We start from the raw sequence: 23037 nt of genomic DNA, 5'->3' as shown, positions 1-23037 counted from the left end.
TTTTCTTGAAAAGAAAACACATGACCTTCGCTATAATCGCGCTGATTGTCAGCTTTTTAACTTTTTCGGTAAAGTCAGCGAATGCGGAGGAAACTACGTATAAGATAGGAACAGATTTAACATTTGCGCCTTTCGAGTTCAAGAATGAAAATAATGAATATGTTGGGATCGATATAGATTTATTAAACGCGATCGCTGAAGATCAGGGTTTTGCAGTTGATTTACGCCCACTCGGTTTTGATCCTTCCATCCAAGGTGTTTTATCCAATCAGTTGGACGGAATGATTGCTGGGATGAGTATCACAGAAGAACGCAAAGAGAACTTTGATTTCTCTGACCCTTATTTTGATAGCGGGATCCAAATGGCTGTAGCTGCAGATAATGACAGCATTACTAGCTATGAAGATCTTGAGGGCGAAACGGTCGGTGCAAAGGTTGGTACCGAAAGTGCCCGCTTTCTAGAAAGCAATAAAGACCAATATGGCTACGACATCAAATTATATGATGACGCTACTGGACTATATGGCGCTGTACGCAATGGTACTGTGGCAGCCGCTTTTGATGATTATCCAGTGCTTGGCTATGCTATTAACAATGGCGAACCGATGAAACTTGTCGGCGAACCTGAAAAAGGTGCTTCTTACGGATTCGCTGTCAGAAAAGGCCAAAATCAAGAGCTACTTGAAAAATTCAATGCTGGTTTAGCCAATATGAAAGCTTCCGGCAAATACGATGAAATCGTCAATACTTACATCACAACGTCTGATTCAGATGCAGACACTAGCGAAATGGTGAAAGTCGAACCAAAGAAAGATGTTTACCGCATTGCCAGTGATTCCGCTTTTGCCCCATTCGAGTTTCAAAACGAAGACAACGAATATGTGGGAATCGATGTTGATTTAATGAATCGGGCTGCAGAATTGCAAGGGTTCAACATTGAATTCAATTTCATCGGTTTTTCAGGAGCTTTGCAAGCGTTGGACGGTAACCAAGCAGATGGGATGATCGCTGGGATGACAATCACTGATGAGCGTCGTCAATCCTATGACTTTTCTGATTCTTACTTTGAAAGTGGTATTCAGATTGCTGTAAAAGAAGGCAATGATTCCATCAAATCCTATGAAGATTTAGATGGGAAAACCGTCGGTGCGAAAGTTGGGACAGAAAGTGCAGACTTCTTGATCGCCAACGAAGAGAAATATGGCTATTCCATCAAATATTATGATGCCGCCGATCAATTATATGCGGCTGTTAACGGTGGGCAAATTGATGCCATGATGGATGATTATCCAGTGATTGGTTATGCCATCAGCCAAGGACAAAAACTGATGACACCGATTGAAAAGGAATCTGGCGGTCAGTACGGATTTGCGGTGAAAAAAGGCCAAAATCCTGAATTGATCCAAATGTTTAATGAAGCATTGAAAGAAATGAAACGTACTGGGGAGTACGATCAAATCATCAACAAATACATTGAAGATGGTTCTGCCACAGAAAAACGAGTAGATGAATCAACGATCACTGGTTTGATCAGCAACAACTATAACGTCTTATTAAAAGGATTATGGAATACCCTTTTACTAGCCTTGATTTCATTTGCTTTAGCATTAGTGATCGGGATCATTTTTGGACTATTTAGTGTCGCACCAATCAAAGCTTTACGGGTTTTTGCAGGAATCTATGTAGATATCATTCGTGGTATCCCGATGATGGTATTGGCTTTCTTCATCTTCTTCGGTCTTTCCGATGCGATTGGTATCACAATTCCGGACTTTGCAGCCGGGGTCATTACATTGACCTTAAATGCCAGTGCTTATATCGCTGAGATCGTTCGTGGCGGGATCAATGCGGTGCCAAAAGGTCAGATGGAAGCTTCTCGAAGTTTGGGGATGACCTACACTCGGACGATGCAGAAAATCATTTTACCGCAAGCGATCAAAATCATGATTCCATCTTTCGTTAACCAATTCGTTATCTCGTTGAAAGATACAACGATCATCTCGGTTATCGGAGTCGTAGAATTATTGCAAACCGGGAAAATCATCGTTGCTCGGACCACGCAAAGTACCTATGTTTACTTGATCATCGCGATTATTTACTTAGTCGTGATCACAGCTTTAACGAAACTTGCAAAAGTTTTAGAAAAGAAGGTGAAATAGCATGAAAGAAAAAATCTTAGTTGAAAACCTTGTGAAAAAATACGGAGAAAATACCGTATTGAACAATATCAATGTTTCAATCGCTGAAGGAGAAGTTGTTTGTGTGATTGGTCCTTCAGGATCTGGAAAATCGACGTTCTTACGCTGTTTGAACCGCTTAGAAGAACCAACCAGCGGTGATATCATCATTGATGGCGCGCATCTGATGGATAAGAACACCAACATCAATGCTGTACGACAACATATCGGCATGGTGTTTCAGCATTTCAATCTCTTCCCGCACTTGTCAGTTTTAGAAAACATCATTCTAGCCCCGATGGATCTAAAAAATGCTTCTCGGCAAGAAGCGGAACAAAACGCGATTCGTTTATTAGAGACGGTAGGTCTGGCTGATAAAAAAGACATGTACCCTGACAATCTATCTGGAGGACAAAAACAACGGGTGGCGATCGCGAGAGCTTTAGCGATGAATCCCGATGTGATGCTGTTCGATGAACCAACCTCCGCACTCGATCCCGAAATGGTTGGGGATGTACTAAATGTTATGAAAGACCTAGCCAAACAAGGAATGACCATGGTGATCGTCACTCATGAGATGGGCTTTGCCAAAGAAGTAGCGAACCGCGTGATGTTTATTGATGGCGGTAATTTCTTAGAAGACGGCACACCTGAGCAAATCTTTACCAACCCTAAGCACGATCGTACGAAAGATTTCTTAGACAAAGTTTTGAATATCTAAAAAAATCCTCTGGAACAGTTCTTTTCTCGGACTGTTCCAGAGGTCTTTTTTCATTGATTTTTTCTTTTTGTTTCTTCTGAGATCCGTTTTTGATTTTCACCTAAAAATACTTTTGTATCGATCGGGTTTGCTTTGTTTGCCCCACCGATGCCGGTATCAACCATCTTTCCCCAACCTTTCAATGGCTCTTTTCCTTGCGCACGAAGCCTCGCATTTTTTAAACGTAACGCTTGTTTTTTCACTTCTTTTTTCGCTTGATGTTTTGCTTGCCATTGCTTTAAGATGCTCATCTTCTTGTCCTCCTCTCCTTCTTTATTAAAAAAAGAATTGCTTACATATTTGATATAGCATATTTTTATTGAGTAGATAAATCTATTATAACATTTCCTTTTCACCCGCGTAAGCTGCAGCTCATAATTTACTGAAACTATCAAATAATATTTGAAATCCAGTGAGCAGATCAGAAGTGACATATTACACTTATTTACCAACGTTCACCCCAAAACTAATACGCCTTACAAAAAGATAACAAAAATGCAGCTTATCACTTTGAAGAACCCCAAATATTGAATCCTCTTCTTATTGCTTAGCCAACAAAAAAAGTGCCCGTGAATACAAACACAGGCACTTTTTTCTATGATCTTTTTCATTTAGGCAAAAACGGTCGACCAATTGTCACGTTCATCAAGAAATTCTTGCGCTAATTTTTGCGCACCTTCTAAGGTATGGTTCGCCGCCCAACCGCATTGCACTTCATTGCTGGCAGGTACTTCAGTTGCTTGCAAAACATCCTTCATGGTTTTTTCAAGGACTGTCAAAATCTCTTCATAATCGTCATGATTCAAGACAGTCAAATAAAAGCCGGTTTGGCAGCCCATTGGTGACCAATCCACGATATAATCTGCATGATTACGAATCAATTCTGCCGTCAAATGTTCTAAAGAATGCAGACTTGCCATATCCATATGCGCTTGGTTCGGCTGCTTCAAACGGACATCATATTTGATAATGGTATCATTCGTTCCTTGTTTTTTATCGGCAACCCGTACATAAGGTGCTTTGACTTTCGTATGATCCAAATTAAAGCTTTCAACGTTCATTTTCATTGTACTTCTCTCCTACTCTCTTTGTGCTTCCACAAGCCAAACATACTCATTGATTTGCTTAAAACGACTGGTAAACCCATGTTGGCGAAAGTACCGTTCGATATCCGCAGTAACTGGATAGTACTCCCGTTCCAGATCAGCGGCTAGTCGCTGGTGACCAGCTTGACGCGCTTTGTCGATTAGTTCCATTTTGCGGGCTAAAGAAAGAAACATCGTATCACCGAAAAGCACTTTCCCGCCTTTTGGCAGCATCGCCGCATATTTGCCGATCACCCGTTGTTTTTCGTCCTCCGTAAGATGATGAAAAACATAGGTAGAAACGATCGTATCAATCGCATCCGTGATCTCAGGAAAAACCTCCATATCACCATCAACAAAAGTCACTTTAGAAAGACTGGGTTTTGACTTGGCGATCCGCCGCATCTCTGGCGATGGCTCGATCGCCAGCACATTTTTTCCTTGATCAAGTAGAGCTTGTGTTAGATTTCCAGTTCCACTACCAAATTCTACCACAGACCGCCCTGCCTTTTCAGCAATTTCTGCTAGTAACTGTTCATATTTTAAAAAAACTGCTCGATATTCTTCATCCTTACCTGCAACTGTTTCATCGTACTCAGCTGCCCAGTCTGAAAAAATTGGAATAAACTCTCTCCCCATCACTAGTTACCTGCCTTTTCAAACGCTTGCTCTAAATCTGCCTGTAGATCCTCACCGTCTTCGATGCCGACCGACAATCGAATCAAGCCATCTTTGATCCCAGATTGCTGGCGAATTTCTTTAGGGATTGAGGCATGGGTCATCACGGCTGGCACTTCTACCAAACTTTCCACGCCACCTAAACTTTCTGCTAAAGTAAAAATCTTTAATGCTTCAACAAAGCCGGCTGTTTTCGTTTCATCGGTTAGTTCAAAAGATATCATACCGCTATAGCCAGACATCTGTGATTTGGCGATTTCATGTCCTTCATGGTCAATCAATCCTGGATAATAAACCTTTGCGACAGCTGGATGTGCTTGTAAGTAGTGGGCAATTTTCATCGCGTTGTTTTGATGTGCTTCCATCCGCAAAGCAAGTGTTTTGATGCTTCGTTGGATCAACCAGCTATCATGAGGCCCCAATACACCACCAATGGCGTTTTGTAAAAAAGCAATTCTTTTGGCGATTTGTAGCTCTTTGGCAACCGCTAATCCAGCTACTACATCACTGTGTCCACCGAGATACTTGGTAGCGCTGTGAATCACAATATCTGCGCCTAATTGCAGCGGCTTTTGAAAATATGGCGTCGCAAAGGTATTATCCACGATCGTCAAAATGTCCTGTTTTTTAGCTAGTTGGGCAACGATTGCGATGTCCGTAATCTTCAATAATGGATTCGTCGGTGTTTCTAGAAAAATCGCTTTGGTTTCAGGAAGAATTGCTGCTTCAATAGCAGCAAAATCATCGGTTTTGACTAGCGAATAAGTCAACCCGCTTTTTTCTAATACTTGATGAAGCAAACGAAACGTCCCGCCATATACATCATCCCCTAAAATGACGTGATCTCCTGTCTGAAACAGCGAGAAGACCGCATGGGTGGCCGCTAATCCAGAGGCAAAAGCAAACCCTTGGGCGCCTTCTTCAAGATCCGAAATCAATTCTTCTACGGCAAAACGAGTTGGATTGCCTGAACGACTGTATTCATATTGCTTTGGCTGACCAAGTGCGTTTTGCTTGTAAGTTGATGTTTGATAGATCGGCACACTGACCGCCCCAGTCGTTTCGTCTTCACTGATACCACCGTGGATTACTTTTGTATTAAAGTGCATTGTATTCTCCTCCTGTAAATGGTGTAATTGTGGATTCGCCAGCATAAATTTGTTTTGATAGATAGCGGTCGCCACCATCGGGAAAAACTGTGACGATCGAGCTGCCCGTTGGCAAAACAAAACTTTCTTTGACGGCTGCTGCCATGGCGGCTCCACTTGAACTCCCAATAAGCAGACCATAGTTTTTTGCCAAGTAACGAGTAAAGGCAAAGCCTTCCGCATCACTGATCGTATAAATTTGATCAATACGTAAATCGTCGAAAAATTGTGGAATGAACTCAACACCGATCCCTTCAATCTCATGGCCGTGGGCGGGACCGCCATTCAAGATTGATCCTTCTGGTTCAACAACAGCAAGACGAGTACTAGATTTTTGTTTCTTTAAGTATGTTGCGACACCTGCGAAGGTTCCCCCGCTACCAGCGCCGGCAACAAAGCTATCAATTTTTCCAGATAGCTCCTGAGAGATCTCTGGGCCTAAGGTTGCTTGGTAGGCTGCAGGGTTGTTTTGATTGTGAAATTGCATTGGCATAAAACTATTTGGCAGCTGTTTTGCTAGTTCCTTTGCTTTTTCAATCGCCCCTTGAATGCCTGCTTCAGTGGGCGTATGAACGATGGTCCCGCCTAATGCTTCAATCAATTGCTGCTTTTCAAGGCTGAATTTTTCAGGAATGACAAAAATCATTTTTAAGCCATACTCGATCCCAGCTAAAGCCAAACCAATTCCAGTATTTCCCGCTGTCGGTTCGATAACGGTTGTCTCATGATCGATCACATGCTCACGAAACGCTTCATCGATCAAATATTTTCCTAACCGGTCCTTGATACTTCCGCCAGGGTTTAAATACTCAAGTTTTGCATAGATGGTACTTCCCTTTTTGCCACCAAATGCTGCGGCATCAAATTCAAAGAATGGGGTTTGCCCAATCAATGCTTTTATATTATTAACGATCATCGCTCGACTCCTCGCTCAAGTTTTTGGTACAACTCGTATGCTTCATGTACTCATTTTCGTTTGCAATCACCAGCCGTCGCCAATGAAAGCGGTAAAAAATAGCAAACAAAAAGGGGTACTGACTATTACATCAGTACCCCAAAAATGTCGTCTTATCCGGATAGAAGCGAATCACTAAAAAACTCAGCGATCTGCTGCGACAAAGGAACTAATAATAGGCATGACAAATGGGTATGCTGCTTTCTGCACCATACAACAACAACATGTAGTTTGTGTGTTGAAGTTCGTCATGTCTTGTTCCCTCCTTTAATTTGCTTGTTAACAAAATAGCACGACTCTTTTTCATTGTCAAACGTTTTTTTTAATCAACAAGTATCGATCAATGAACGTTTATAAAATAACATCATAGAGGATAATAAGCACTCACATAGGCATCCACGGCTTTGATCGCGGCTACAACATCTTCTGCGGATACCGTGAACGGCATATTGTGAATCGTCTCCCCTTCGATGGTTGCTTGTTTGCCGACTTTCATAAGGTCTGCATCACTGACATCCGCAAGATGCATTTCAGCTAATGTCGTTGGTAATTCCAACGCCTGATACAACTCAATATATTGGTCAATTTCATCAGGATCCGCGTTTTCCAGCATCAATTGTGTAAGTGTCCCGTAAGCAACTTTCTCTCCATGAGTCAAATCATGGACGTCTCCTTCAAGGGCTGTCAAGCCATTATGGATCGCATGAGCTGCTGCCAGACCAGCACTTTCAAAACCTAAACCACTTAACAAAGTGTTGGCTTCCACGATTTGTTCAAACGCTTCGGTAACGACTTGTTTTTTATTTGCTTGATAGGCTTTCAGCGCATTCTCAAAAAGGATCTCTTCGCATTTTTCAGCGATCGCCATGCCGGCAATTGGTTGAATGCCGCCAACCATATTCTGACTATGGCTTCGGGCAACGGCGCGTGCTTCGACATAGGTTGCGAGTGCATCCGCAATACCCGCTGCCAATAACTTGGCAGGCGCTTTCGCAATAACGGCTGTATCCACTAAGACAAGTTCAGGATTTTTGTTATAAAAACGATACTTTTCAAAGCGACCTTCATCTGTATAAATAACAGAAAGTGCCGAAGTTGGTGCATCAGTAGAAGCGATCGTTGGCAAAACGGCAATCGGTATGTTTAATTCATCTGCAACAGCTTTCCCAGTATCGATGGCTTTCCCGCCACCTAACGCAGCAATCACTTCAATGGATTCGCTTTTGGCTTTAGAGACGATACGATCGATTTCATTTGCAGAAGCTTCTCCACCAAAAATTTCTTTTACCGAATCTAAATCAGCTGCTTTGAGATTATCAAATAAGTCTTCACCGGCAATTTTCCAAACTGTTTCATCGGTCAAAAGCAGCACTTTCTTCCCTAAATCTTTAATGTGGGATAAGCCATCTTTCAATACACCTTTTCCTTGAACGTATCGTGACGGACTCGCAAATATTCTTTCCATTGTATCTCCTCCTTTAATTGGTCTACTTTCATTGTGACATACTAAGCAAGCGATTTCAAAGGAAAAGAAAAAAAGATGGCCAAGAAGATTCGATTCTTGCCCATACTGCACATTTATAGCCATACAAATACTCATGCCCTTATAAAACGGATGGTTTTATAAGGGCATGAGTTGGATTTTTTCATGGTTATTTCTTTTTCCCACCAAAAGCATCTTTCATTTTATCAAAAAATCCTTCTGGTTGTTGTTCGTTCGTTTCATGGCCACTGGCTTTTGCATAAGCCCGCAATGCCTCTTTTTGTTCCTCATTTAAGTTCTTAGGTGTGATCAGCTTCACTTTGACCTGTTGATCGCCATTGCCGCCTCCCCGTAAGCGAGGGGCTCCCTTACCGCGTAAGCGGAAGTTTGTGCCTGTTTGCGTACCAGCTGGAATTTTTAATTTCACATTCCCATGAACCGTTGGTACATTGACTTCGTCGCCTAAAGCAGCTTGGACAAAGTTTAACGGCAGTTCGTAATAAATTTCCGACCCATCACGGTCAAAAATATCACTTTCTTCAACTCGGAAAACAACGTACAGATCACCATAAGGACCACCATTGGTGCCAGCTTCTCCTTGACCAGACAAGCGCATTTGTTGTCCATCTTCGACACCTGCAGGTACGTTGACTTTCACACTGTGTTTTTTCTTTTCATGGCCAGTACCATGACATGTTGTACATGGTTCTTTGATTTCTTTCCCAGTTCCATGACAAACATCACAGGTTTGACGGCTCATCACACGACCAAGCGGTGTTTGACGTTCAACATTGATGGTACCTGCACCATGACATTTATGACAGGTTTCTGGTGAAGTACCTGGTTTTGCCCCGTTCCCACCGCAGGTATGACAGGTTTCTTCACGATTGTATTGAACAGTTTTTTCCACTCCGAAAATCGCTTCTTCAAAGGAAAGATCAACCGCATATTGCAAGTCCGCTCCTTGTCGAGGTGCATTAGGATTGGCTGCTCTGCCGCCTCCACCACCGAAAAACGATTCGAAAATGTCTTCAAATCCACCAAAACCGCCACCGGAGAATCCGCCACTGTTAAAGCCGCCGAATCCACCGCCATAACCGCCTCCGTAGTTCGGATCGGTACCAGCATGACCATACTGGTCATAAGCAGCTCTTTTTTGGGAATCACTTAATATTTCATAGGCCTCAGAAATTTCTTTAAACTTTGCTTCTGCATCAGGTTCTTTATTGATGTCTGGATGATATTGTTTTGAAAGCTTACGATAAGCTTTTTTGATTTCGTCATCCGAAGCCCCTTTTTGTAGACCTAAGACCTCATAATAATCTCTTTTGTCTGCCATTGGCTTCCCTCCACTATATTCTTGCGTCTCTCGTATTTTAGCATATAATTCGCTCTAGAAAAATACGTTTCGCAAATTCATAAGAAAAAGCCAAAGCGGTGACTTTGGCTTTTTCACAAACAGCGATTATTTATCGTCACCGTCTACTTCTTCAAAGTCGGCGTCAACCACATCGTCTGCGCCGCCTTGTGCAGCTTCTGGATTTTCTTGTGCTTGTTGTTGTGCTGCTTGTTCGTATAACTTAACAGTTAAGTTTTGTACGATTTCATTCAAAGCATCACGTTTGGTTTTCATTTCTTCTAAGTTGTTTGCTTCAAGTGCAGCTTTCAACTCATCACGAGCTTCTTCCGCTTTTTTGACTTCGTCTGCATCCACTTTGCCTTCAAGCTCTTTCAATGTTTTATCAACAGTGAACAACAAAGCATCGACGTCATTGCGTAGATCAACTTCTTCTTTGCGTTGTTTGTCGGCTTCAGCGTTTGCTTCAGCATCTTTTACCATGCGTTCGATTTCTTCATCTGATAAACCTGAAGATGATTTGATCGTGATTTTTTGTTCTTTTTGTGTACCTAAATCTTTTGCAGAAACATTGACGATCCCATTTTTATCGATATCAAATGTTACTTCGATTTGAGGGATGCCACGAGGTGCTGGTGGAATATCCGTCAATTGGAATCTTCCTAATGTTTTGTTGTCAGCAGCCATTGGACGTTCCCCTTGCAAGACATGGATATCAACGGCAGGTTGATTGTCTGCTGCAGTTGAGAAGACTTGTGATTTACTTGTAGGGATCGTTGTGTTACGATCGATCAGTTTTGTGAAGACAGCACCCATCGTTTCGATACCTAATGATAATGGTGTAACGTCTAATAAGACAACATCTTTCACATCCCCAGTGATCACGCCACCTTGGATCGCAGCACCCATCGCTACCACTTCATCTGGGTTTACTGATTTGTTTGGTTCTTTATTGGTTTCTTTACGTACAGCATCAACTACTGCCGGAATACGAGTTGAACCACCAACTAAGATCACTTCATCGATTTCTGATTGTGATAAGCCAGCATCTTTCAAAGCTTGGCGTACTGGAATTTTTGTACGTTCTACTAAGTCTGCTGTTAATTCATCAAATTTCGCACGAGTCAAGGTCATTTCCAAGTGCAATGGACCAGCATCGCCAGCTGTGATAAACGGTAAGCTGATTTGGGTACTTGTTACACCTGACAAGTCTTTTTTCGCTTTTTCAGCAGCATCTTTCAAACGTTGCAAAGCCATTTTGTCTTTTCCAAGATCAATGCCGTTTTCTTTTTTGAATTCTGCTACCATGTGATCGATGATTTTGTTATCAAAGTCATCCCCACCTAGGTTGTTGTCCCCAGCAGTTGACAATACGTCAAATACGCCATCGCCTAATTCAAGGATCGAAACGTCGAAAGTACCGCCACCTAAGTCAAAGACTAGGATTTTTTCATCTTTATCTGTTTTATCTAACCCATAAGCTAAAGCTGCAGCAGTTGGTTCATTGACGATTCGTTCTACTTCAAGACCGGCAATTTTACCAGCATCTTTAGTTGCTTGACGTTGTGCATCGTTGAAGTATGCAGGAACAGTGATGACTGCTTTTTCAACTTTTTCACCTAAATAGTCTTCAGCAAATCCTTTGATGTATTGAAGAACCATTGCGGAAACTTCTTGTGGTGTATAAGATTTGCCTTCAACTTCTACTTTGTATCCTGCTTCACCCATATGGCGTTTAATAGAAGAAATCGTATTCGGGTTTGTCACTGCTTGGCGTTTTGCAACTTCCCCTACTTGGATCTCACCATTTTTGAATGAAACAACAGAAGGTGTGGTACGGTTTCCTTCTGGATTCGTAATGATTTTTGCTTCGCCGCCTTCAAGGACAGCAACAGCTGAGTTTGTTGTTCCTAAGTCGATACCGATAATTTTACTCATAAGTAATACACTCCCTTTTTTAATTTAAACATCTACTTATAGATAGAAAGAACTATTGTGCAACGATGACCATGCTTGCACGCAAGACACGATCATGCAATTTATACCCTTTTTGCAAGACAGTAACGATTGTGTCTGCCGGTGTTTCATCAGAGGCAGGTACAGTCTGCACCGCTTGATGCAAGTTCGGATCGAACATTGCACCTTCAGCAGGAATCTCTTCGATTCCCTCTTCTTTTAAGGCTTGACGCAGACTTTCAAGAACCATTTCAACGCCTTTTTTCAAATTCGCCGCTTGGTCTTGATCGACATCTGCTGCCATCGCTCGTTCCAAATTGTCGATTGCTGGCAACAGTTTTTTGCCAAGATCTTGCGAGCGGTATTTTTGTAAAAGTTCCCGCTCATTGCGGTTACGTGAAGTGATATTTGCGATCTCTGCACGAGCACGCAGGAATTGATCTTCCAATTCGTTATTCTTTTCTTGCAAAAGTTCCAATTCGCTTTTTTCCACTGCTTCTTCCTCTGGTTGAGGAGTCTGTGCTTCAGTTTCAGTTGATTCATTTGAAGATTCAGGTGTTTCTGCGGTTTCTTCAGCAGTTTTAGCTAATTCTTCATCTAAACGCTCTTCTTTTTCCGTCACGTTTCAACCATCCCTTCTACGATTTGTTTCATTGCCGCTTATTCATTGGCAGCGTCTAATGCGCGATAATAATCGGCCAATTTTTTTGCTAACTCGCCTCGAAAAACTTCCATCAGTCCAAACATCCGTGAATACGGCATACTTGATGGACCTAATAAAGCGATCGTTCCTTGTCCATGACCTTCGATTTCATAGCTGGCTTGGATCAAACTCATATTTTGTAACAAGTCATTGCCAAGCTCAGAGCCGATTCTGATTTGAATCGCAGAATCTCTTGGCGCCAGTAGCTGTGTCAGCTGATCTGCGTTTTTCATAAATGAATACATCGATTTGAACTGACTAACATCTTGCGTCGGTTCAAAATCCAGAAGATTCATTCGCCCGCCGACGAAGATTTTTTCTTCAAAAATATGGCTCAGCATCGTATCAAAGAGATCAACGATTCCGTCAGTCGTTTGAAAATACTTATGCAGAATCATCGGAATCTCGGTTCTTAATCGATGGTAGACCGTCATTAGAGGTTCACCGATCAATTTGTCGTTGATGATCCTTACCATTTTTTCCAAATCTTCGCTGCTCATCGATTCAGGAAGGGTAAAGACTTGATTTTCGACATTCCCTTTATCCGTCACGATGATCGCGATGATCTGTCGTGCATTCAAAGGGACGATTCGAAAGCCCGTCAATTTCCTTTCCTTCATATCTGGCCCTAGAGACAACGCTGTATAGCTAGTCAAGTTGGACAAGATCGTGGCAGACTGCTGGATGATTTCATTGATTTCATGAAAATCTTTTCCAAAAGAATGACGAATGGTTTGAATTTCGTTTTGGTCAACTTCAGATGGCTTCAATAAGTGATCAACGTAATAGCGATACCCTTTTATTGATGGCACACGCCCTGAAGATGAATGTGTCTTTAATAGAAGTCCAGCTTCTTCCAGCGCCTTCATCTCATTGCGAATGGTGGCAGAGCTAGCTTCAACCCCATCTTCCATCAATCGCTTCGAGCCCGTGGGCTGACCAGTATTCGTATAGTTTTGGATGATGAGGTGTAAAATCATTTGTTGTCTAGGTGTCAACATTTTATCCACTCCTCCGTTAGCACTCATTCCTATTAAGTGCTAACACGATTATAAATATACCATATTTGCTAGGAATGTCAAGTATTTGCATCACTTTTTTAGCACTCTTTCTAAGAGAGTGCTAAAAAAAGAAGCAGCGCGAAATGGCTACTTCTCTTCCTTGTTCTTTCTTATTTTTCTCCATCCAAGAGAAATGCTTCAAACACTTCGTTGCCAATGAACATCCCAGCTTTCGTTAAAAAGACACGATCACCTTGACTAGCCAACCAGCCTTTTTGAATCAACTGTTCGCTAGTTGAACCATAGATTTCCTGAAAAGACTTCCCAAATTTTTCTGCAAAGCGTATTTTTGAAATGCCAGCCTTTTTACGGAGGCCTAAAAAAAGTTCCTCTTCCATTTGATTGCTGGTTGTCAATTCTTCGATTTCGTGGATTGGCAACTGATTTTCCTGCAATGGTTTCAAATAATGCTGGATCGGTCCTTTATTCTTGTAGCGGGACTGTCCAAGATAACCACTAGCGCCTGCCCCAAAGCCAAAATAATGTTCATTGTTCCAATACACTAGATTGTGCAAGGACTCATACCCTGGTCGGGCAAAATTACTGATTTCATATTGGGTCAAGCCAGCTTTGTTCATCGCGGAGATTGCTTCGTCAAACATCTGTGTTTCCGCTTCTTGAGAAGGCAACGCCATTCTTCCTTGGCGAACCCAGTTCATAAACATGGTTTTGTTTTCTAAGATTAAGGAATACATGGCATAATGAGGCAACCCGAGATCAATCGCTCGCGTCAGCGTATCACGGAAGCTTTCAATACTTTGTCCCGGAAGTGCATAAATCAAATCGATCGTCACATTCTGAAAATCATGTTTTTCTAGCAGTTGGATGGTTGAATAAACATCTTCAGCAGTATGCTTGCGACCAATTTTTTTTAGCAAGCGATTATCAAAGGTCTGGACCCCCATAGACAATCGATTGACTTGGTGGTTTTTCAACACCAGCATTTTGTCTTCGCTCAAATCACCAGGATTTGCTTCCACTGTAAACTCTTTCGTTGTATGGGTCGGCAATAATTCGTGTACGCCTGAAAGCAATCGATCCAGCTGGCTTGCTGAAAGCGACGTTGGCGTCCCACCGCCAATGTAAATCGTTTCTGCTTCACTGACTGGCTGGTGGAAAAGAGTCAACTCAATTTCCTTCAACAGTGCTTCGATGTATTCATCCACTGGCTGGCCTTCTAAAAACACTTTGTTGAAGTCACAGTAGTAGCAAATATGTTCACAGAAAGGTATATGTAGATACGCGGAAATATTTCCTGCGCTTTTTGTAGATGGATCGTTTATTGTTTGACCTTCAAGCATTACTAAGTGATTCTCCTCTATCTTCGTTTTCACTCGCATTGCTGAGAGTATCGGCACTTATTGTAGCACAGATCTGTGAATTCTCCTATCACTTGAAATAGCAATAAGCAAAAAAACACCACTTCAAGAAAGTGATGTTTCAGAACAATCATAGAAAAAAACCAAGAGGACTACTCTTATTAAGTACGGTAAACTACCGTTTTTGTTCTTATGTCAAACAGAAAAATTGCGGTCTGCTACAAGAACTAACACTTCCCCCAAATTGTTAGCGCCACAAAAGATAAGCTGTTGTCGGCGGCTTACTGAATAAGAGTAGCTCTCTTCTTGAAAGACAATCGCTTGCCTTATCTGACTCTAGTATACCTTGATTTAAAAATTAAGTCCTATCATCTTTTTCATCAGTCTATGAAAACAGTGAGGAATGTAAGGACGCTTGATCGATTAAAAAACATGAAGCAAGATGTCGATCAAGTAACGGATCAACCGATAGGCGATAAATAAGAAAAAAATATTTCCTAGCAAAAATTGAAAAACATTTCCGATAGATCCTTTAAAGGAGCGAAAACTGAAATACCGGGACCAACGACTGAACCCATTTTGGCGATTTCGCTTTAATCGATACGCTTCATCATACTTCATCTCTAAGAGATCATAATAAAAGATCATTAGGGGTTGTTGCACAAAAAACACTTTCTTATACCCTGCCATCAGCGTGTACTGCTTATTATTGGAAGGAAAGTTGCGATTGCCGTTTTTCTTCACGCGCATCGTTGTTCCATCCTTCATGTGGAATGCATAATGATCCTCCAATTCTGTCAGTTGATAAATTTTCGGCACCTGATTTTCTTCTTCGAAAGCAAGTACGACCTCACTCGCTCGCTGATAAAGTGAAACTAACCATGCCATCATCCCTAGCAAAATAACCAACAAAATGATATTTAAAAGCAAACTTTCTTGTAACAAAAATAGGTAACCTAAGATAATCAAAATCGCCACGCCAAGAGCAATCATTCTTCTACGGAAATAACTACGATACATCAACTCAAAAGAGCGCCGATAGTAGGCAAAATCTTCTTTTACAAAATCCATTCTTACCACATCTTTCCAGGTTGAGGTTGCTGCTACTGTATCAAAGATCCCTTTGAAAGTCAATTTACCGAAAAAGTTTCAGCGTCAGATTTGTATCAAATAAGAAAACGTTTTATAATAAAAGATGTAACTAAAAAAAGCGACGAAAGTAGGTTGAAATACGTGATATTACAAGAAACATTTACTTTGCAGAACAAACTGACGATTCCTAAGATCGGCCTTGGGACATGGCAATCTTCGCCAGAAGATGCTTACAATGCAACAAAATTTGCCATCCAAGATGGTTATCGACATGTCGATACAGCTGCTGCTTATAAAAATGAAGAAGCAGTTGGGAAAGCTGTCCGCGATTCAGGCGTTGCTCGTGAAGAGATTTTTGTTACCACGAAAGTACCTGCTGAGTTAAAGACCTACCATGAAGCGGTTGATAGCATTGATGCTTCTCTAAAAAAACTTGACTTAGGGTATATCGATTTGATTTTGATCCATGCCCCTCGTCCTTGGAAAATCATGGGAAACAATCCAGAAAATAAAGATTTTTATCTGGAAAACATCGACGTTTGGAAAGCATTAGAAGAAGCCTACTTAAATGGAAAAGTAAAATCAATCGGTGTTTCCAACTTCGATCAAAAAGATTTACAAAATATATTCGACCATTGCGATGTGAAACCAATGGTCAATCAGTTTATTTACCATATTGGTCGCACAAATGAAGAATTATTGGCATTTTGCAAAGAGCACGAAATTTTAGTGGAAGGCTATTCACCAATCGCTACTGGTCGTTTACTAGACAACGATGCGGTCAAAACGATTGCTGAAGCCTATGGAAAATCGATTCCACAGCTTTCTATTCGTTACCTACTACAAAAAGATATTTTGCCATTGCCAAAATCCGTTCATGAAGAATACATTTCAGATAATGCCAAAGTTGACTTTGAAATTTCTGAAGAAGACATGAAGAAATTAGATGAGCTGCAAGCATAAGAATTCTTGCATTTAAGTGAAAAAGCAGCCCGATCAAGTCCAGCAAATGCTGGTCATAGATCGGGCTGTTTTTTTGTCTTTTACAACTCTGTTTAGAAAAACAACCGACTCTTAGTCTGCCAGAATTGGCTTCTTTTTACGCTAGTTGCTCAAAGGTACCCCATACTTTCACTTCTTGTTTTTCTACCATCGTTTTGCCTTTTGCTAGAACTGTTTCTACAGCGAATGATTCTTTGTTAAGCAAGCAAATATCAGCATCCATCCCTGCTGCAAGGCGCCCCTTTTGATCAAGCTTCAATACTTTCGCTGGATTGGAAGTGATTGCACGAATGGCGATCTCCAATGGAATCTGCTCTTTTTGGACTGCTTCTTTAATGCCTACCATCAGCGCTCGCGAACTGCCGACACCCAGACCTATGAATTGATTGTTTTCATCAAAGTAAGGGAGACTGCCTTGTCCATCAGAGGTCATGGTAAATTGATCCAGTCCGATCCCTTCTGCTAACAAGCGTTTCAACCCTTTACTGAAGCGAACCTCATCGTCTTCTTTTTCCCAGAAATCAGGATCTTCACTCGCCGTAAAATCGATCGTTCCACCCATTTTTGCAAAAGCAATACTCGCTTCGAAAAGCTCACTGGTCCGATTGGCATGTGTCGGTAAAAATTGGCTGATTGGAATCTCTGTCTCTTCGATGGTTCGTAAAAGCAGCTCATATTTTTTCTTCCCTCCACCTAAGTGGACGTTCACGATGCCTGCTTTTCCAGAAAGCATCCCACCGACACGAGCATCCGCAACCGCGCGGGTAAATTCTTCGAAACTTGGTTGTGAAGAACGATGGTCAGAAACGGCTATTTCACCGATACCAATAATTTTATCGATAGTCAAAAAATCTTGGATGATGGAATCCGTGACAGGCGTCAATGGCAATCGATAAGAACCGTCATACAAGTAAGTCGTGATGCCTTCCGCCTCTAGTCCACGGGCCTTACTGATCAAGGCAGTCATATCTCTGCCTACTCCGTCAGTACCTAAACAGCCAACCACTGTCGTTACCCCTGCAGAGGTCAGCTGAGACAATTTCACTTCAGGTGTCCGGTTTTGAAAACCACCTTCCCCGCCACCTCCTAAGATATGAAAGTGACAGTCAATAAAACCGGGCACAGCAAGCAACCCTCTGCCATCGATTTCTTCAAGAGCAACGCCTGAGAATCCTCCTTGAATCGAATCTTGAATGGCAATAATCTTGTCTTCATTTAATAAAATATCTTTTTTTCCTAAATAGTCAGGAGCGTAAACCTCCGCTTGTCGTATCACCTTCATGAGTGCTTCCTCCTTGTGCCTAATTACTTCTTATTGCAAGCCGATTGCGACCGCAATAAAGATGAAGATCGTTCCTAATACAAATAAGAACCCTTGCATTTTGATCTGGAATTTCGCCCATTTCACCCATTCGATTTTTGCGACACCTAGCACACCGATCAGACTTGCCGATACAGGAGTGAAGGCATCCATGAAGCCTGAGCCTAATTGATAAGCCAATACAGCGATCTGTCTTGAAACACCTAAAAGATCAGCTAATGGCGCCATGATCGGCATGGTCAATGCAGCCTGACCTGAATTGGAGGTCACGATCAAATTGAAGAAGCTTTGGAAAATGTACATGAACCATGCCCCAATAAATGCTGGAACATTGCTTAACAAACCACCGATGCTGTGCAAAATCGTATTCAATGCTGACGGCACGTTGGCATCAGAACCGCCGAGAACCAGAAGAATCCCTTTGGCCATCCCTACAACGATTGCAGTTCCTGCTAATTCTGAGGCCCCTGATTGAAAGGCACTCGCCACATCATTCAAGCCCATATCTTCTAATTTGAAAAGAACCGCTATGATTCCTGCCCCTAAGCCCATAACAAAGAATTGAGAAGCGATCTCGGGAATATAATAGCCTTTTTGTGTCACACCCCATACGATCCAAATCAAGACTGCTAGCATTTCAACCAAGATCAATTTATGACCTAATAGAAAGGGTTTTTGCTCACTAGAGGTTTTCTCAAGATGATTTCTAAAATATGCATCCGATTGATAGGTTAGTGACTTCTCCGGATTCTTGCGGATTCTTTCGGCATAGATCATAAGGTATGCTGCAGATAATGCGGTAACCACGACCCACATGATGATTCGGAACGTTGCCCCTGAAAGAACCGGAATACCTGCGATCCCTTGAGCCACTGCCACACTAAATGGACTCATCCACGAGGTGGCATTCCCAATCTGGGAGGCGACATAAGTGACAGTGACCGCCACGATCGAATCATACCCTAATGCGATCACGAAAGGTACCATGACCATCGAAAACGGAATGACTTCTTCTGCCATCCCAAAAGTAGCACCCCCAAATGAAAAAGCAAAGAACAATAACGGCAATGCCAAACGTTCTAATCCACGGGTTTTGCTGATAAACGCAAAGATCCCTGCATCGATCGCTCCGGTTTGCATGATAATACCAAATGCACCCCCGACCACTAAGATCAGCGCTGCGATCCCAACTGCTGATCCATATTTATCGCCAGAAACCAACCCTTCAAAAACAAAATTTAAAAAGCCGAAACCGTTAAAGTCATCAGTTCCCCAAACCTTGGCTGTTTTATGCAGTTTTTCAGAAGTATCATAAATTTTTTCCCCGTAAAGACTGTAAAGCGTATCATCGGTTAGTCCCACCTCATCTAATTGACTCTGGGATATCTCTTTAGGACCTTCAGCCAGAACAGCTGCTAAAGCCTCAGGATCGACATCTAATTCTTCCAGCTCTTGTGGATCGTCTTCCAATTGATTCAACTGTTGATAGACGTATTCGTTATCTAACGGGTAGGCATAACGAAACGAATCTTGCATTAAGACCGTTCTGGTACTGATTTCCCCATTTGCATCGGTATACTCGATTTCTTGTGTACTAAATTTCCCAGCGGGAACTAAGAAAGTCAGCAACCATGCCAACAGCACAACCCCAAAGATGATGACATACGTATGCGGCGTTTTCATTTTGGTTAAATCTTTCTTTTCTTTCCCCTTTTTTGCTTTTTTTCCAATTGTCACTTTTTCTCTCCCTTTCCCTTTGCAGCGTACTGCATAAATTATCATTTTAGCCTATTTTTTAGTATATCGAAAAAACGTTTTTTCCTCATGGGGAAAGCATTAGAATTCAAATAAACTACGTTATAAAAAGAGAGAAAAAGAAAAAGTGAAAAGAAGCCAGAAACGCTTCTTTTCACTACGAATGATTAGTTTTCTTCTGAAAGGCCATCAAAATAAGCTTCAGTGTCTCGTTCGTCTTGCTTTAGTTGTTCGATCAATGCTTGCGCACCATTGAAAGCCACTTGATCACGCAAGAAATGATGCCAGCGGATTGCCACAGTTTCCCCATAGATATCTTGGTGAAAATCGAGAATATAGATTTCAACTGTTAACTGGCGCCCTTGACCAAAGGTGTCATTGTGACCAATCGATCCCATCGATGGATACCACTTGTCACCGACTTTGATTTCCGTCACATAGACACCTTCTTTTGGCAACCGAACAGTGCTCTTCACTTTGATATTCGCGGTTGGAAACCCAAGTTCTCGTCCTCTAGCATCACCGTGAACGACGGTTCCTTCAAATTCATAAATATACCCTAACAAGCGATTGACTTGCGCCATATCGCCATTTTGTAGCGCAGAGCGAATGCGTGTGGAGCTAACCTTTTCTTCATCAAACGATTCTTGCGTGACAGTCACAACTTCAAAACGTCCTTCTGCATAGGTTGGCAACAGCGCCATGTTGGCAATTTCCTTCTTGCCATAGGTATAGTCAAAACCTGCAACAACAACTTTTGCATGCAGTCCGATCATGTATTCATCTACAAATACTTGCGGTGCCAAATTTGCAAAAGCAGAAGTAAATTCAATGATATAAAGAATGTCTACCCCAAGTTGTTCCATATGTGCTTCCTTTTGAGCCAAACTGGTCAGGTATTGCATTTTTTCAGGATCGACTTTTTGAAACACGATCGAGGGATGTTGATTAAAGGTCATCAACGCCAATTTTAACCCTTTTTCCTCTGCAATCTTGCGCCCTGTTTCAATGACTTTCTGATGGCCTAGATGCACGCCATCGAAAAAGCCTAAAACTAAGACGATCTCCTCTTCAGGAATCGTTGCGTGATCATAAGGGTGTCTCATTTCAATGATTTCCATGTTCATTCTCCTATTTCTGTACGGATGACTTTTACCGGTTTCATCATATCGTGGTATTTGTCATGAGCTTTATAAATACTAATTAATTTTTCTTGATAGAAAATCGCCACTAACTCTTCTGGGCGCTCTTGTAATCCAAATGCACGAAATGGCAAACGCATGCCATTTTTTACTTTCTGCCAGAGGTCCGCATCGATCGTCACTTGAACAAACTCCGATACCCCGTATTCTAAAGGTAGTAGTAGTTCCGAAACACGTTGTTCATCGACTGCCTTTTGAACCTCTACAATCGTGTAAGATTGTTCTTTAGAAAAACCACCGCTTTTTAGGCGAGTCAAATCAGACATATGCGCGGGTACACCCAGCAATTTCCCTGTGTCGACCGCTAATGTGCGAACATAAGTCCCTTTTCCACAAGAAACTTCAAAACGCCAGCTTTGCGTATTGTCCTCATGAGTAACCGGCTCTGAAATTCGTTCAAAGGAATAAATTTCGGCTTTGCGTTGTGGCCGCTCGACAGTTTCATTGTTGCGGGCATATTCGTAAAGTCGTTTGCCATTGACTTTGACCGCCGAATACATCGGGGGTACTTGGGTAATCGTACCCGTCAACTGTTTCATTGCCTGATCGATCTCTTCCTTCGTAAACGGACGAGTTAGTGCTTGTTGTTCAACGATATCCCCCGACCGATCCTCTGTAGTGGTACTGAAGCCCAAAGTGATCTCACCGGTGTAGACTTTTCCAGAATCAACCAAGTATTCAACGATCTTCGTTCCTTTTCCGATACAAATGGGCAAGACACCATCCACGTCAGGATCTAGTGTGCCGCTGTGCCCAATCTTTTTTGTCTTTAATATTTTTCGTAATTTAAACACGCAGTCGTGACTAGTTTGTCCACGCTCTTTCCATAATGGTAAAATCCCGTCCATCGTATTCCTCCATTTCACTTCAACTTGCTTATTATAACATATAAAAAAAAATCATTGCACGACAAAATCCTTTTCGCACCTTCTCATTACATGATAAACTAAGCATATAAGGAGGTCCTAAAATGGTTGTTTTAACGATAGGCTCATTTATTGGATTTGCCATTTTTTTGATCATGATTCAGCTCGGCACGATGCAGCGTTGGGAAGAAGCGTTTGCTTTGCAGATCATCCAAAGCCGTACTCCGTCTTTGACGCGCATGATGCACTTTTTTACCAATTTAGGAAAAGCCTTTCCGACAGTTGCGATCGCTTTACTGTTGTTTGCCTTTCCATCATCGCGGGTGGATCTTGCACCAAAAACAGCAGTCAGTATCTTCATAGTATCAGCAGCTGCTTATCTTATCAAACGAATCGTCCGAAGAGATCGGCCGATCGATCATCGTTTGGTTGAAGAAAAGGACCATAGTTTCCCTAGTGCCCATGCTGCCACATCAGCCGCTATGTACGGAACGATTGCTTTGAATCTTGGAATTTTGGTTCCCACAGCAGTCCTTCCGATGACTCTACTGGCAATTTTGTTGAGCTTTATGATTGGCTTTAGCAGAGTCTACTTAGGGATCCATTTTTTAACAGACGTGATTGGCGGTTGGCTTTTGGGGACAGGCGTTGCTGGACTGGTCACTTTACTGATGAATACCTGATGCTCATTTCAAATAAAAAAAGAACAGCTTCGATTGGAAGCTGTTCTTTTTTTATTCTTCTGAGTGCAATGAACGAATCATTTCATCAATTTTATTCCCGTATTGTACAGATTCATCCAGTTCAAATTGGATTTCTGGGACTTTATAGAGCGTTAACGCTTGACCTAATTCACGACGAACTAAACCAGTTGCTTTTTCCAGTCCTGCTTGGGCTTTTTGCTTATCTGAAGCTAAGTCCGTTAGAGTGCTGTAAAAAATCGTTGCTTGCTGCAAATCTCCAGTTACTCGTACATCTGTGATCGTCACATCTTGCACGCGAGGATCACGAACTTTTTTACGAAGAATTTGATTGACTTCTTTTAAGATTTCTTGTGCCACTCGGCGATCTCGATAATTAGCCATTCAAAAAGCCTCCTTGTATAGTTGTCATTCCG

At 41.9% G+C, this 23037-nt stretch carries 21 protein-coding genes; 4 read left to right on the top strand and 17 right to left on the bottom strand.

The window, feature by feature from the left end:
- Positions 1-5 precede the first annotated feature (5 nt).
- Positions 6-2159 (top strand): amino acid ABC transporter substrate-binding protein/permease, encoded by a 2154-nt coding sequence (locus A5870_RS07580; RefSeq protein WP_086292291.1) that lies wholly within the window; start codon positions 6-8, stop codon positions 2157-2159.
- Between the two features lies 1 nt (position 2160).
- Positions 2161-2898, top strand: a complete 738-nt coding sequence (locus tag A5870_RS07575) for an amino acid ABC transporter ATP-binding protein (protein WP_086292290.1) — start codon at positions 2161-2163, stop codon at positions 2896-2898.
- Between the two features lie 50 nt (positions 2899-2948).
- Here A5870_RS07575 and A5870_RS07570 read toward each other — a convergent pair whose 3' ends face one another.
- The 12 genes from A5870_RS07570 to A5870_RS07515 form a co-directional block, all read right to left on the bottom strand.
- Positions 2949-3188, bottom strand: coding sequence for a hypothetical protein (locus A5870_RS07570; protein WP_081118611.1), 240 nt, complete (start codon positions 3186-3188; stop codon positions 2949-2951).
- A gap of 360 nt (positions 3189-3548) precedes the next feature.
- Positions 3549-4004: an S-ribosylhomocysteine lyase gene (locus A5870_RS07565; protein WP_008382180.1), complete on the bottom strand. Its 456-nt coding sequence runs from the start codon at positions 4002-4004 to the stop codon at positions 3549-3551.
- Positions 4005-4016: 12 nt separating this feature from the next.
- The gene (locus tag A5870_RS07560; RefSeq protein ID WP_086292289.1) at positions 4017-4661 is read right to left on the bottom strand and encodes a class I SAM-dependent DNA methyltransferase; all 645 of its coding nucleotides are present in this window, start codon (positions 4659-4661) and stop codon (positions 4017-4019) included.
- Between the two features lie 2 nt (positions 4662-4663).
- Positions 4664-5809, bottom strand: coding sequence for a cystathionine gamma-synthase (locus A5870_RS07555; RefSeq protein WP_086292288.1), 1146 nt, complete (start codon positions 5807-5809; stop codon positions 4664-4666).
- Entirely contained in the window at positions 5799-6764 is a 966-nt protein-coding gene (locus A5870_RS07550; RefSeq protein WP_086292287.1) for a PLP-dependent cysteine synthase family protein, read from the bottom strand. Before A5870_RS07550 ends, A5870_RS07555 begins: the two co-directional genes overlap by 11 nt.
- A gap of 403 nt (positions 6765-7167) precedes the next feature.
- Positions 7168-8268, bottom strand: coding sequence for a glycerol dehydrogenase (locus A5870_RS07545; protein ID WP_086292286.1), 1101 nt, complete (start codon positions 8266-8268; stop codon positions 7168-7170).
- Positions 8269-8455: 187 nt separating this feature from the next.
- Positions 8456-9625, bottom strand: coding sequence for a molecular chaperone DnaJ (dnaJ, locus tag A5870_RS07540; protein ID WP_005225937.1), 1170 nt, complete (start codon positions 9623-9625; stop codon positions 8456-8458).
- 126 nt (positions 9626-9751) lie between these two features.
- A complete protein-coding gene (gene dnaK, locus A5870_RS07535) occupies positions 9752-11581 on the bottom strand; it encodes a molecular chaperone DnaK (protein ID WP_005225936.1) in 1830 nt (609 codons plus the stop codon).
- Between the two features lie 52 nt (positions 11582-11633).
- Positions 11634-12221: a nucleotide exchange factor GrpE gene (gene grpE / locus A5870_RS07530; RefSeq protein ID WP_077454424.1), complete on the bottom strand. Its 588-nt coding sequence runs from the start codon at positions 12219-12221 to the stop codon at positions 11634-11636.
- A 38-nt stretch (positions 12222-12259) separates the two neighbouring features.
- Positions 12260-13303, bottom strand: a complete 1044-nt coding sequence (gene hrcA / locus A5870_RS07525) for a heat-inducible transcriptional repressor HrcA (protein ID WP_005225934.1) — start codon at positions 13301-13303, stop codon at positions 12260-12262.
- Positions 13304-13473: 170 nt separating this feature from the next.
- A complete protein-coding gene (gene hemW / locus A5870_RS07520; protein ID WP_086292285.1) occupies positions 13474-14664 on the bottom strand; it encodes a radical SAM family heme chaperone HemW in 1191 nt (396 codons plus the stop codon).
- Positions 14665-15105: 441 nt separating this feature from the next.
- Positions 15106-15753 carry a hypothetical protein gene (locus A5870_RS07515; RefSeq protein WP_086292284.1) on the bottom strand — a complete coding sequence of 216 codons (648 nt, stop codon included), beginning with the start codon at positions 15751-15753 and terminating at the stop codon, positions 15106-15108.
- Between the two features lie 162 nt (positions 15754-15915).
- On the opposite strand from A5870_RS07515, the gene A5870_RS07510 reads away from it, so the two are divergent.
- Positions 15916-16737 carry an aldo/keto reductase gene (locus A5870_RS07510; protein WP_170924100.1) on the top strand — a complete coding sequence of 274 codons (822 nt, stop codon included), beginning with the start codon at positions 15916-15918 and terminating at the stop codon, positions 16735-16737.
- Positions 16738-16873: 136 nt separating this feature from the next.
- Here the strand turns inward: A5870_RS07510 and iadA are convergent, their stop codons facing one another.
- The 4 genes from iadA to truB all read right to left on the bottom strand — a co-directional run bounded on the left by iadA (position 16874) and on the right by truB (position 21902).
- Entirely contained in the window at positions 16874-18058 is a 1185-nt protein-coding gene (gene iadA, locus A5870_RS07505) for a beta-aspartyl-peptidase (RefSeq protein WP_081118619.1), read from the bottom strand.
- A 30-nt stretch (positions 18059-18088) separates the two neighbouring features.
- Complete coding sequence (gene yfcC, locus A5870_RS07500; protein WP_170924115.1) at positions 18089-19780, bottom strand: putative basic amino acid antiporter YfcC; 1692 nt, start codon at positions 19778-19780, stop codon at positions 18089-18091.
- Between the two features lie 239 nt (positions 19781-20019).
- The gene (gene ribF, locus A5870_RS07495; protein ID WP_170924101.1) at positions 20020-20973 is read right to left on the bottom strand and encodes a riboflavin biosynthesis protein RibF; all 954 of its coding nucleotides are present in this window, start codon (positions 20971-20973) and stop codon (positions 20020-20022) included.
- A 2-nt stretch (positions 20974-20975) separates the two neighbouring features.
- Complete coding sequence (gene truB, locus A5870_RS07490) at positions 20976-21902, bottom strand: tRNA pseudouridine(55) synthase TruB (RefSeq protein ID WP_086292281.1); 927 nt, start codon at positions 21900-21902, stop codon at positions 20976-20978.
- Positions 21903-22024: 122 nt separating this feature from the next.
- Between truB and A5870_RS07485 the strand changes: the two genes are divergently transcribed.
- Positions 22025-22603: a phosphatase PAP2 family protein gene (locus A5870_RS07485; protein WP_086292280.1), complete on the top strand. Its 579-nt coding sequence runs from the start codon at positions 22025-22027 to the stop codon at positions 22601-22603.
- Between the two features lie 51 nt (positions 22604-22654).
- On the opposite strand, the gene rbfA is transcribed toward A5870_RS07485, so the two are convergent.
- A complete protein-coding gene (gene rbfA, locus A5870_RS07480) occupies positions 22655-23005 on the bottom strand; it encodes a 30S ribosome-binding factor RbfA (protein ID WP_077454432.1) in 351 nt (116 codons plus the stop codon).
- Between the last annotated feature and the right edge of the window lie 32 nt (positions 23006-23037).

This window comes from Enterococcus sp. 2G9_DIV0600, assembly GCF_002140615.1.
GTDB classification, from domain to species: Bacteria; Bacillota; Bacilli; order Lactobacillales; family Enterococcaceae; genus Enterococcus_D; species Enterococcus_D innesii.
Note: the sequence above shows the minus strand (reverse complement) of the source record. Positions and strands in the feature narration are given on the sequence as shown.